Source organism: Caballeronia sp. INML2, assembly GCF_023631365.1.
In the GTDB taxonomy this organism is placed as follows: Bacteria; Pseudomonadota; Gammaproteobacteria; order Burkholderiales; family Burkholderiaceae; genus Caballeronia; species Caballeronia turbans.
Map to the genome: position 1 here is coordinate 80,890 of NZ_JALQDH010000017.1, position 11,719 is coordinate 92,608.

An 11,719-nucleotide genomic window follows, 5' to 3' on the forward strand; every position below is an offset into this window, starting at 1 on the left:
GCAAGCGTCGCGGGCCATCGACGACTACGGGAGCGTCAGCGCTTCAGCGCCTTGCGCGCACGCGCGATCAACGCCGATGTCGACGAGTCGTGCCTGGCCGGATCGACGCTCGCGGCAGTGATATCGGCCTCGACGACCTTGCCGAGAATCTTGCCGAGCTCAACGCCCCACTGATCGAACGAGTTGATGTCCCACACCGTGCCCTGCACGAGCACCTTGTGCTCGTAGAGCGCGATGAGCGCGCCGAGCGTCTGCGGCGTGAGGGCATCGAGCATGATGGTCGTGGTTGGCCGGTTGCCGGGGAAGCTCAGATGCGTCGCCAGTTCTTCCTTGCCAGGACCGGCAACCTTCTTTGCTTCTTCCAGCGTGCGGCCGAGCATCAGCGCTTCGCTCTGCGCAAAGCAGTTGGCGAGCAGCTTCGCGTGATGATCGACGAGCGGATGCTCCGGCGTCAGCACGGCGATGAAGTCGATCGGGATGAGCGTGGGGCCCTGATGCAGCATCTGGAAGAACGCGTGCTGGCCGTTCGTGCCCGGCTCGCCCCAGATGACGGCCGCCGTCGGATAGTCGACCATCTTGCCGTCGAGGCGCGCGGACTTGCCGTTGCTCTCCATCTCGAGCTGCTGGAGGTATGAAGGCAGATAGTGCAGCGCCTGCGAATACGGCGCCACCAGATCGCTCTGTGAGCCAAAAAAGTTGCGATACCAGATGCCGATCATGCCCATCAGCACGGGCAGGTTCCTGTCGAGCGGGGCGGTGCGGAAGTGCTCGTCCATCGCAGCCGCGCCTTGCAGGAGCGCGTCGAAATTTTTCGGGCCGACCGACAGCATGATCGAGAGACCCACCGCCGACCACAGCGAGTAACGGCCGCCGACCCAGTCCCACATCTCGAACACGTTTTCTTTCGCGATACCGAACTTGACGACTTCAGCCGGATTCGCCGAGACGCCGACGAAATGCTTCGACAACTGATCTTCGGGACAGCCGGACTTCAGGAACCAGTCGCGCATCGAATGCGCGTTGGTCATCGTCTCGAGCGTCGTGAAGGTCTTGGAGACGACGATCGCCAGCGTCTCCTCGGCGTCGACTTGCTGAAGGACGTTCCAGAGATCGGCGCCGTCGACGTTCGATACGAAGTGCGTGTCGAGATCCTTCGAAGCGAGATGATGCAGCGCATGCACGACCATCTTCGGTCCGAGGTCCGAGCCGCCGATACCGATGTTTACGACGTGACGGATGCGCTTGCCGCTATAGCCTTTCCATGAGCCGTCGCGCACGCGATCGGAGAAGGCGGCCATTTTGGCCTTTTCCTTCTGCACCTGCTCGTAGAAAGGCGCGTCGGGCGACTGCGCGCGCAGCGCGGTATGCAGCACCGCGCGATGTTCGGTGATGTTGACGATATCGCCACGGAACATCGCGTCGCGGCGTTCGGTGACCTTGGCCTGCTGGGCGACCTCGACGAGCAGCTTGAGCGTTTCGTCCTTGACGCGGTTCTTGGAGAAGTCGATTGCGAGGCCGCCGCCTTCGAAGGTCAAGCGCTCGGCGCGCGTCGGCGCGGTGTCGTTCTGAGGCCCGAACCAGTCGCGCAGGCGCTCGCCGGAGATGGCATCGTAATGCGACTGGAGCGCCGACCAGGCAGGAAGCGAATTGAGCATCGAGTTTTGGGTCATGAGCGGTCCGATAGTCTGAGAGTGACAGAGGAATACGTTCGTGCGATTGCGGCCCGGCTTGCCTGTGCGTGTCGTGTTTGGTGAACGCGACTAAACGGCCGCGGTTGCCCGAATCAAAAAAGAGTATAGCGACGATGCATGACCGGATGCTTGCAAAGCGTCACGGGACTTCGCGGGCGTGCGCCCGCAAGCCTTCAGCTTCGCGCGTGCTGCGCGTAAAAGCGGCGGTTGATGAGACCGCGCACGGCCGGCGCGAGTTCGCCCGCGGTCAATCCCGCCGGGCCCATGCCGTCGTCGGTAAGTGTCTGCGCGGCAAGGCCATGCAGATAGACGCCCGCGAGCGCGGCTTCGTAGGCCGGCAGTTTCTGCGCGAGCAATGCTCCGATCAATCCGCCGAGCACGTCGCCGGTGCCGCCTGTCGCGAGACCGGCGTTGCCGGTTGGATTCACGCAGACACGTCCGTCGGACGACGCGATTACGGTGCCCGAGCCCTTGAGCACCGCGATCGCCGCATAGCGCGCGGCGAGCTGGCGCGCGGCGGCGATGCGGTCGGCCTGAACGGATTTCGCGTCAGTCTGCAAGAGACGCGCCGCTTCGAGCGGATGCGGCGTCAGGATGCACGGATCGCCCTTGGCGCCGCGTGTCGCGACGGCGGAGGCGAGCGCGTCGTCTTTGGCGACGAGATTGAGCGCGTCGGCATCGAGCAGCTTCGGGATGTCGAGCTTGAGCGCGTCCGCCAGCACGTTTTTCGCGCGCTCGCTCGTGCCCATGCCGCAGCCGATGGACAGCGCGTCCATCCTGTCGGGCGCGAAGCCGTCGGCGCGATGCAGCATCAGCTCGGGATGCGGCGGATCATAGGGCGGAAAGCCTTCGCCCAGAAACGCGACGTGAACCTTTCCCGCGCCGCCGTAGAGCGCCATGCGCGCGGCGAGAATCGGCGCGCCGCACATGCCGGTGTCGCCGCCGATGACCGCGAGCGAGCCGAACGTGCCCTTGTTGGTCGCGTTGTCGCGCGGCGGCATGCATGCGCCGAAGAGTGCGGGCGCATTGAGCGTGATCGAAGGCGCGGTGCTCGAATCGACCTCCAGCGTCGACACGAAAAGCCGTCCCGTCAGATCGCGGCCTTGTGACGTGAAATGCCCCGGCTTCGCGCCGATGAACGTGATGGTGTCCGTCGCGCGCACGGCTTCGCCGCCGTTCACGGGTGTGCCGGTGTCGCTGTTCAGGCCGCTTGCGATGTCGAGCGCGAGCACGCGGCCTGAAGCGCTGGAACGGCGCGTCATGCGCGCGGCGATATCCGCGAATACGCCGTCGAGCGCGCGCGTGAGGCCGATGCCGAACATGCCGTCGACGAGCCAGCCGAAGCCGTCGAACGATGCGGGCGGCTGGCCGTCGATCGGCACGCCCGCCGCGCGCGCCGATTCGAGCGCCCAGCGTGCGTCGTCGGGCTTGACCTCGACCGGCATGCACACACGTACCGCAATGCCGGCGCGATGCAGTTGCTCCGCCATCACGAGCGCGTCGCCGCCGTTGTTGCCGGGGCCGGCCACGAGCCACACCGGCCGTGCGCGGGAGTCGGGATCGTTCTCGAGCACGTCGATGAGGCATTGCGCGGCGGCCGCCCCCGCGCGCGCCATCAGCGTGTGCGGCGGCAGCGCCGCAGCCGCACGCGCTTCGAGCGCGCGCAGCTCGGTAAGCGTCAGCAGCGCGAGGGGATCGTCTTTGGGGCTGAAGTAGGGTGAGCGGGCAGCGGTCATGGCGGCGGGCGGAAGGGCGCTTCGAGAATCGAGTCGGTCGGGAATCCGGCGTCGCCGCAGCAATCGTGCCCGTCGCGGCGGTGCGCGCCGCGCGGTGACTGCTGCTTGCTAGAAGCGCTCGATGCTCATCGCCGCGAGCGCGCTGGCGGGAATGTCGGGCGTAACGCCGGAGACGAGGTCCGCGATCACTTTAGCAGACCCGCATGCGAGGCCCCAGCCGGCCGGGCCGTGCGCCGCGTTGACGAAAAGCCGCGGATGGCGCGTCGCGCCGACGACCGGCAGCCCGTCGGCGGTGATCAGTCGCAAACCATCCCACGCGCGCGCGGCGGACACTCGCGCCGCGCCCGGAATCCAGTCGTGCGTGCCCTGACCGAGCAAATCGAGCGCGCGCCGGGCCAGCGTGGCGTCGAGCGGCTTGTCGGCTTTGGAGGCGCTCTGAAACACGCCCGCGCCGCCCACGCGCAGCCGCTGGTTCACGCGCGTCATCGTGATGCGCTTGATCGTATCGACGACCGTGAGATGCGGCACGCGCTCCTCATAGGCGACGGGCGCAGTCAGCGTGTGCACGCGCAGCGGAAAAAGCGAGGACGCCGACCGGATGCCGCCGATGAGCCCGGGCGTGCCGGTGCCCGCCGCGACGACGATCGCGTCCGCGGTGATCAGCTCCACCTCGGCCCTGCGCTTCTTGCCCTCGCTCGGATCGGCGAGTTCGACGGCGGCGCGCGCGCCGTCGAGCCGCACCGACGCGACGCTCCGGTGCATGCGGAACTGCACGCCATCGTCTTCGAGCACCTGCTTCAGTTGCTTCGTGAAAAGCGGGCAGTTCGCGGTGCGCTCCTCGGGCAGCAGCACGCCGCCCGCGAACTCGGGGTAGTCCGGCACGGAAGGTTCGACGGCGACGCATTCCTCGGGCGTCAGCAGCCGATACGGCACGCCGCAGCCCTTGAGCAGATCGATGGCCGGTTGCGCGTCTTCGAGCTCGCGCGGCTGCCGGAACACGTGCAGCATGCCGCGGCGTTGTTCGAAATCGAGTTCCAGGCGGCTTTCGATGTCCGCCAGCACGCGCCGCGACAGATCGACGAGCGGCTGCAGATGCGCGTACTGCGCAGCGAACGCCTCGGGATCGCGAAGCGCCGCGAGTTGCTTGATGAAGTCGCGGGCGGCCGAGTCGAACCCGGTCTTGACCACCATGCCGCTTTGCTTCGAGCGGCTCGATGCCATGAAGGTCGGCCCGAACCAGACATCGAGCGGCGATGGCAGCAGCGCGCCGCCCTGGCCGTAGGTGGCGCCTTGCGCGACGGTCGCGTGGCGCTCGATCACGCAAACGCGATGGCCTGCCGCGTGCAACTGGCAGGCGGTGGCGATGCCGGCGATTCCTCCGCCGATGACGATGACATCCATGACTTTTTGTGCCCGAAGGCGCGAGATTGCAGTGCTGCGCGGTGTGACGCGCGGGAGCGAAGCGCCCGACGCCGCGCGCCTTGACGGTAAAACGACGGATCCTGAAGCGCGGCTCGGCGCGCCGGACCCGAAGAGCGCGCCATGATAGCGCCAAAATCGTTTGCGAGGGACGGCAACCCGCGCGGTCATGCGGTGCGTGACTCATCAAGTTTGCCCCGGCCTTGTGCGTCCAGGTGATTTCGGGATGAGAACCGATTGGGTTCGCCTCGCCGCGCGCCGCCGCACAGCGCCGGGACGGACCGCCCGGCCCGATTTCGAGACGCTTCCGGGTTATAATCGCGGTCTTCCTTTCGCCTCACGCCGTTTTGCGCGCTCGAGTCCGAATTTGCGATTTTTTCGATTCGCAAAAAAGCGAGCGTCGCGCGAGCGGCACACAGACGTCATCGACGCACCGTCACAATGGCCCACTTCTCGTGTTTCCCCGGCGCTTCGGCCCTCTCCGATTTTCGTCAAACCCGCCTTCTCGAAACGCTCGCCCGCATCGACGCGAATATCGTCGGCGTGCGCGGTCAGTTCCTGCATTTCGTCAACGCGTCCGAGCCGCTCACCGACGATGACAACAGCCGCATCGATGCGCTGATGCACTACGGCGCGCCTTTCGACGCATCGAAGGAGCGCGGCCAGGTCGAGACCTTCCTGGTCGTGCCGCGCTTCGGCACGGTTTCGCCGTGGGCGAGCAAGGCGACCGACATCGCGCATCACTGCGGGCTCGATAAGGTGCGGCGCATCGAGCGCGGCGTCGAGTACTCGGTCATCATGAAAAGCGGTTTTCTCGGCGGCAAGAAGGCGCTGTCGGACGAAGCGCGCGCCGCCGTCGCGGATGCGTTGCACGACCGCATGACGGAAAGCGTCGCGGCATCGCGCGATCAGGCGCTGCATCTCTTCGATGAACTGCCCGCCAAGCCCTTGCAGACGGTCGATATCATCGGCGCGGGACGCAAGGCGCTCGAAGCCGCGAACACCGAACTCGGCCTCGCGCTCGCGGAAGACGAAATCGATTATCTGGTGAACGCATTCGAAGGGCTGAAGCGCAATCCGACCGACGTCGAACTGATGATGTTCGCGCAGGCCAACAGCGAACACTGCCGCCACAAGATCTTCAACGGCGAATGGACCATCGACGGCGAGAAGCAGGACATGTCGCTGTTCCAGATGATCCGCAATACCGAAAAGCTGAATCACGAAGGCACGATCGTCGCGTATTCGGACAACTCGGCGATCATGCGCGGCGGCATCGCGCAGCGCTGGTTCCCGCGCGGTCGCGACGAGCAGTATCAGCGTCATGTGGAACTGACCCACACGCTGATGAAGGTCGAGACGCACAATCACCCGACCGCGATTTCCCCGTTCGCGGGCGCGGCGACGGGCTCCGGCGGCGAAATCCGCGACGAAGGCGCGACGGGCCGCGGCGCGCGTCCGAAGGCCGGTCTTGCCGGCTTCACCGTGTCGAACCTCGATTTGCCCGGCGCGCGCGAAAAGTGGGAAAACGATCGCGATGCCGCGGTGCCGCTCGCATCGCGCAATCCGGCCGACCAGAACGAGCCATACGGCCGGCCCGACCGCATCGCCTCGCCGTTGCAGATCATGATCGACGGGCCGATCGGCGCCGCGGCCTTCAACAACGAATTCGGCCGTCCGAACCTCGGCGGCTATTTCCGCACCTACGAGCAGAACGTCGCGGGCCGCGTGCGCGGCTATCACAAGCCGATCATGATCGCGGGCGGCATCGGCAATATTTCGGACCAGCACACGCACAAGAACGATCTGCCGGCCGGCACGCTGCTGATCCAGATCGGCGGTCCGGGCATGCGCATCGGCATGGGCGGCGGCGCGGCGTCGTCGATGGCGACCGGCGCGAACACCGCCGAGCTCGACTTCGATTCGGTCCAGCGCGGCAATCCGGAAATTCAGCGCCGCGCGCAGGAAGTCATCAACACCTGCTGGCAGATGGGCGAGGGCAATCCGATCCTGTCGATTCACGATGTCGGCGCGGGCGGCATTTCGAACGCCTTCCCGGAGCTCGTCGATGGCGCGGGCAAAGGCGCGCGCTTCGAGCTGCGCAAGGTCCAGCTCGAAGAAAGCGGTCTCTCGCCGCGCGAAATCTGGTCGAACGAAGCGCAGGAACGTTATGTCCTCGCGATCTCGCCCGCCGATCTGCCCGCGTTTCAGGCGATCTGCGAACGCGAACGCTGCCCGGTGGCAGTCGTTGGCGTGGCGACCGAAGAGCGGCAGTTGAAGCTGATCGACGAAGCGAACGAAGGTCAGGAACCCGTCGATATGCCGATGGACGTGCTGCTCGGCAAGCCGCCCAAGATGCATCGCGACGTGAAGCGCGAGCACGCGCAGTTCACGCCGGTCGACGTGACCGGTCTGCCGCTGTCGGCGGTGGCGGTCGATGTGCTGAAGCATCCCACGGTCGCGAGCAAGTCCTTCCTCATCACCATCGGCGACCGCTCGGTCGGCGGTACGACCGCGCGTGATCAGTTCGTCGGCCCGTGGCAGGTGCCCGTGGCCGATTGCGCCGTCACGACGATGGACTACGCAGGCTTTCGCGGCGAAGCGATGACGATGGCCGAGCGCACGCCGCTCGCCGTCATCGACGCACCCGCATCGGGACGCATGGCGGTGGGCGAAGCGGTGACGAACATTGCCTCCGCGCCGATCGAATCGCTGAACAAGCTGAAGCTGTCGGCGAACTGGATGGCCGCGTGCGGCAGCGCGGGTGAAGATGCCGCGCTCTATGAAACGGTGAAGGCGATCGGCATGGAGCTGTGTCCGGCGCTCGGCATCAGTATTCCGGTCGGCAAGGATTCACTGTCCATGCGCACCAAGTGGCAGGACGCGCGCGGCGGTGCCCGCGAAGTCGTGTCGCCGGTGTCGCTGATTATCTCGGCGTTTGCGCCCGTGGAAGACGTGCGCCGTCATCTGACGCCGCAGCTCGTCAATGACGCCAACACGGTGCTGATCGCGATCGATCTGGGCCGCGGCCGCAACCGCATGGGTGGCAGCATCCTCGCGCAGGTGACGCAGCAGGTCGGCGATGCGGTGCCCGACGTCGACGACCCCGAGGATCTGAAGCGTTTCTTCGCCGCGATCCAGGCGCTCAACGCCGAAGGCAAGCTGCTCGCCTACCATGACCGCTCCGATGGCGGCCTGTGGGCGACGGTCTGCGAAATGGCGTTTGCGGGTCATGTTGGCGTGTCGCTGAACGTCGACATGCTGACGCTCGACGCCGAACACGAATCCGATTACGGCGACGCGAAGGACTGGGCGAAGCAGACGAGCGGCCGACGCGACGACCGCACGATCCGCGCGCTGTTCTCGGAAGAACTCGGCGCGGTGGTGCAGGTGCGCGCATCGGACCGCGACGCGGTGCTCGCCGCGCTGCGCGAGCATGGCTTGTCGGCGTGCTCGCATGTGATCGGCAAGCCGAACGAGAGCGGCGCGATCGAGATCTATCGCGACGCGAAGAAGATTTTCGATGCACCGCGCGTCGAGCTGCACCGCGCGTGGAGCGAAGTGAGCTGGCGCATCGCGCGTCTGCGCGACAACCCGGCCTGCGCGGATGCCGAATACGACGCGCTGCTCGATGCCGCCGATCCGGGCCTTTCGCCTCAGCTAACCTTCGATCCGGCCGAAGACGTCGCCGCGCCGTTCATCGCGACGGGAAAACGTCCGCGTGTCGCGATTCTGCGCGAGCAGGGCGTGAACTCGCACCTCGAAACAGCTTACGCATTCGACCGTGCCGGCTTCGACGCGCACGACGTCCACATGAGCGATCTGCTCGAGGGCCGCGCGACGCTCGCCGACTTCGCGGGCGCGGTCGCGTGCGGCGGCTTCTCATACGGCGATGTGCTGGGCGCGGGCGAGGGCTGGGCGAAGACGATCCGCTTCAATCAACGCCTCGCCGACATGTTCGCCGCGTTCTTCGGCCGCGGCGACACCTTCGCGCTCGGCATCTGCAACGGCTGCCAGATGATGTCGAGTCTCGCGTCGATCATTCCGGGTGCGGAAAACTGGCCGAAGTTCACGCGCAACAAGTCGGAACAGTTCGAGGCGCGCTTCTCGCTCGTCGAGGTCGAACGTTCGCCGTCGATCTTCTTCGCCGGCATGGAAGGCTCGCGCATTCCGGTGGCGGTCGCGCACGGCGAAGGTTTCGCCGACTTCTCGCAGCAGGGCGATCAGGCGCAGGCGCTTGTCGCGATGCGCTACGTCGATCATCGCGGCAATGCGACGGAGCAATATCCGTTCAATCCGAACGGCTCGCCGCAGGGCATCACGTCCGTGACGACGCCCGATGGCCGCTTCACCGTGCTGATGCCGCACATGGAGCGCGTGCATCGCAACGTGCAGATGAGCTGGACGCCCGATGACTGGACCACCGACGGCAGCCCGTGGCTGCGGGCCTTCCAGAACGCGCGACGCTTCCTCGGCTGATTGCGAAGGCGTCGGACGAAACACCCCGAGGGGTGTTTCTTTTTTTTAGCGCTAGCCAGAAGCAACAAAGCCGCCCGAGGGCGGCTTTGTCATGGCTCGCAGATGGCGAACTGAAGGATCGAGCAAGCGCGCTTACTTGATCACCGCTTTGCTGCGCAGACCTTCTTCGAACGCCTGCAGTTTTTCCTGCTGGATCTGCTGCGCGATCTGCGTCTTGACCTGATCGAGCGGCGGCGGGGCGACTTCGCGCGAATCGTCCAGGCGGATGACGTGCCAGCCGAACTGCGTCTTCACCGGCGCCGGCGTCACTTCTCCCTTCTTCAGCTTCTCCGCGGCCGCGCCGAATTCCGGCACATAAGCCGAAGGCGACGACCAGTCCAGATCGCCGCCATTCTTGCCCGATCCCGGGTCTTTCGAATATTGCTTGGCGAGATCCTCGAAGCTCGCGCCGGCCTTGATCTTCGCGATCAGGTCCTTCGCCTGCGCTTCGTCTTCGACGAGGATGTGATGCAGATGCAGTTCCTTGCCGCCGCCGTTCTGCTTGACGAGCTGGTCATAGCGCGCCTTGATCTCGGCGTCGGTCGGCGTGTTCTTCTTCACGAAGTCTTCGATGAGCGCGCGCAGCACGACGGTCTGCTGCGCCACCGCGACCTGCGCCTTGACATCGGGGCGCGTCGCGACGCCTTCGCGCGCGGCTTCCTGCATCAGGATTTCGCGGTTGATGAGTTCCTCGCGCACAGCTTGCTGAAGCTGCGGCGAATTCTGCTGACCCTGCGCGACGAGCTGCTTCACGAGCGCATCGGCGCGCGACGTGGGAATCGGCGTGCCGTTGACGACGGCGACGTTTTGCGCAAAGGCGGGCGCAGCCGCGAACGCAGCCAGCAACACCCAGACGCGGGTTTTTTTCAAAGTCATCGGAGGTTCCTAACTGAACAAACAGACGCCTTTAAAGGCGAGTTTCAAGAAGCAAGGCTTAAGCGGTGACGCGCGCGCGTGTCTATTCGAATTGTTTTGCGAACTCCTGCGGCGTGTAAGCCCGGATCGCGAGCGCGTGCACGCCGCGCCGCATTTCCTCGGCCAGCGCATCATACACCAGTCGATGCCGCGCCACGCGCGCCTTGCCGGCGAAGCACGCCGCGACGATCGTCACCGTGTAGTGGCTGCCGGCGGCCGCGCCGGCGTGGCCCGCGTGCGCGGCGCTGTCGTCGTCGATATGCACCGACTGCGGTTGCAATGCCTCGGTCAGACGCGCTTCGAGATGCCTGATCTTGTCGTTCGCCGACGCGCTCATGAAATCGAACGATGCGCTCATTGTCCGTCCTCCTTCATGTACTTCGCGAGCCAGAAGCTCTGCAAGACGATGAACACGACGAGACAGCCCGTCGCGCCGAAGAGCTTGAAATTCACCCACTGATCCGTGGTGAAGTTGTACGCGACGAAAAGGTTCACGATGCCGAGCAGCGCGAAGAACACCGCCCACGCGAGATTCAGTTGTCCCCACACGCGATGCGGCAGGACGATCTGCTTGCCCATCATCGCCTCGATCAGATTCTTTTTGAAGCCGATATGCGCGACGATCAGCGCGAACGCGAACAGCCAGTAGAGCGCTGTCGGCTTCCATTTGATGAAGGTGTCGTTGTGCAGCACGAGCGTCGCGCCGCCGAATACGACGACGACGCCGAGACTGACCCACAGCATCGGATCGACCTTGCGATGACGGAACGCGACCCAGGCGATCTGAACGAGCGTCGCCGCGATCGCGACCGCCGTCGCGGTGTAAATGCCCCAGACCTTGAATGCGACGAAAAAAAGAATGATCGGAAACAGATCGAACAGAAATTTCATTGGCGTCCGGACGTGATGGGCATCGGATGGATGCGAGGCGCATGAGGAAAGAACGCCCGCTCGAACGGGAGCGGGCGCCGGTACGGCTTGATGCACGGTCGCTCCCCGGAGCGCGCGTGCCGGGCTCGCGCTTACTTGGGTTCGAATTGTAGCGCAGCCGAGTTGATGCAATACCGCAGACCGGTCGGCGCGGGGCCGTCCTCGAATACGTGGCCGAGGTGCGCGCCGCAGTTCTTGCACAGCACTTCGATGCGCAGCATGCCGTGCGAGCGGTCGGTTTTCTCCTGGATCACTTCGCCGTTGATCGGCTTGAAATAGCTCGGCCAGCCGCAGCCGGCATCGAACTTTGTGGCGGATTCGAAAAGCGGCGTACCGCAGCAGACGCAATCATAGACGCCGCGCTCGTCGTGATCCCAGTATTTGCCGGTGAACGGACGCTCGGTGACGGCGTGGCGCGTGACCTGATACTGCATGTCGTCGAGTTCGCGGCGATAGGTGGCGTCGTCCTTTTGCAGCGGATAGCTCGTCGGGGTGTCGTCGTGGCTCATG

The 11,719-nt window shown here is 65.4% G+C and carries 8 protein-coding genes; 1 reads left to right on the top strand and 7 read right to left on the bottom strand.

Annotation, left to right across the window (positions count from 1 at the left end; translation table 11 throughout):
* Positions 1–35 precede the first annotated feature (35 nt).
* The 3 genes from pgi to NCT32_RS06870 form a co-directional block, all read right to left on the bottom strand.
* Positions 36–1,670, bottom strand: a complete 1,635-nt coding sequence (gene pgi / locus NCT32_RS06860; RefSeq protein WP_061117369.1) for a glucose-6-phosphate isomerase — start codon at positions 1,668–1,670, stop codon at positions 36–38.
* Between the two features lie 194 nt (positions 1,671–1,864).
* Positions 1,865–3,427 carry an NAD(P)H-hydrate dehydratase gene (locus NCT32_RS06865; protein ID WP_250490012.1) on the bottom strand — a complete coding sequence of 521 codons (1,563 nt, stop codon included), beginning with the start codon at positions 3,425–3,427 and terminating at the stop codon, positions 1,865–1,867.
* A 108-nt stretch (positions 3,428–3,535) separates the two neighbouring features.
* The gene (locus tag NCT32_RS06870) at positions 3,536–4,828 is read right to left on the bottom strand and encodes an FAD-dependent oxidoreductase (protein WP_061117367.1); all 1,293 of its coding nucleotides are present in this window, start codon (positions 4,826–4,828) and stop codon (positions 3,536–3,538) included.
* Positions 4,829–5,287: 459 nt separating this feature from the next.
* Here NCT32_RS06870 and purL point away from each other — a divergent pair, with 459 nt between their 5' ends.
* Positions 5,288–9,325 carry a phosphoribosylformylglycinamidine synthase gene (gene purL, locus NCT32_RS06875; protein WP_061117366.1) on the top strand — a complete coding sequence of 1,346 codons (4,038 nt, stop codon included), beginning with the start codon at positions 5,288–5,290 and terminating at the stop codon, positions 9,323–9,325.
* A 132-nt stretch (positions 9,326–9,457) separates the two neighbouring features.
* On the opposite strand, the gene NCT32_RS06880 is transcribed toward purL, so the two are convergent.
* From NCT32_RS06880 to msrB, 4 genes are all read right to left on the bottom strand, one after another.
* Positions 9,458–10,240 carry a peptidylprolyl isomerase gene (locus tag NCT32_RS06880; RefSeq protein ID WP_061117365.1) on the bottom strand — a complete coding sequence of 261 codons (783 nt, stop codon included), beginning with the start codon at positions 10,238–10,240 and terminating at the stop codon, positions 9,458–9,460.
* Positions 10,241–10,322: 82 nt separating this feature from the next.
* On the bottom strand, positions 10,323–10,637 hold the full coding sequence (locus NCT32_RS06885; protein WP_061117364.1) for a BolA family transcriptional regulator: 315 nt from the start codon (positions 10,635–10,637) through the stop codon (positions 10,323–10,325).
* The gene (locus NCT32_RS06890; protein ID WP_061117363.1) at positions 10,634–11,170 is read right to left on the bottom strand and encodes a septation protein A; all 537 of its coding nucleotides are present in this window, start codon (positions 11,168–11,170) and stop codon (positions 10,634–10,636) included. Before NCT32_RS06890 ends, NCT32_RS06885 begins: the two co-directional genes overlap by 4 nt.
* A gap of 131 nt (positions 11,171–11,301) precedes the next feature.
* Positions 11,302–11,718 (bottom strand): peptide-methionine (R)-S-oxide reductase MsrB, encoded by a 417-nt coding sequence (gene msrB / locus NCT32_RS06895; RefSeq protein WP_061117362.1) that lies wholly within the window; start codon positions 11,716–11,718, stop codon positions 11,302–11,304.
* Position 11,719 lies beyond the last annotated feature (1 nt).

Excerpts from the sequence above, each read along its gene's own strand:
- pgi (WP_061117369.1), bottom strand. The coding sequence starts at position 1,670 with ATGACCCAAAACTCGATGCTCAATTCGCTTCCTGCCTGGTCGGCGCTC.
- NCT32_RS06865 (WP_250490012.1), bottom strand. The coding sequence starts at position 3,427 with ATGACCGCTGCCCGCTCACCCTACTTCAGCCCCAAAGACGATCCCCTC.
- NCT32_RS06870 (WP_061117367.1), bottom strand. The coding sequence starts at position 4,828 with ATGGATGTCATCGTCATCGGCGGAGGAATCGCCGGCATCGCCACCGCC.
- purL (WP_061117366.1), top strand. The coding sequence starts at position 5,288 with ATGGCCCACTTCTCGTGTTTCCCCGGCGCTTCGGCCCTCTCCGATTTT.
- NCT32_RS06880 (WP_061117365.1), bottom strand. The coding sequence starts at position 10,240 with ATGACTTTGAAAAAAACCCGCGTCTGGGTGTTGCTGGCTGCGTTCGCG.
- NCT32_RS06885 (WP_061117364.1), bottom strand. The coding sequence starts at position 10,637 with ATGAGCGCATCGTTCGATTTCATGAGCGCGTCGGCGAACGACAAGATC.
- NCT32_RS06890 (WP_061117363.1), bottom strand. The coding sequence starts at position 11,170 with ATGAAATTTCTGTTCGATCTGTTTCCGATCATTCTTTTTTTCGTCGCA.
- msrB (WP_061117362.1), bottom strand. The coding sequence starts at position 11,718 with ATGAGCCACGACGACACCCCGACGAGCTATCCGCTGCAAAAGGACGAC.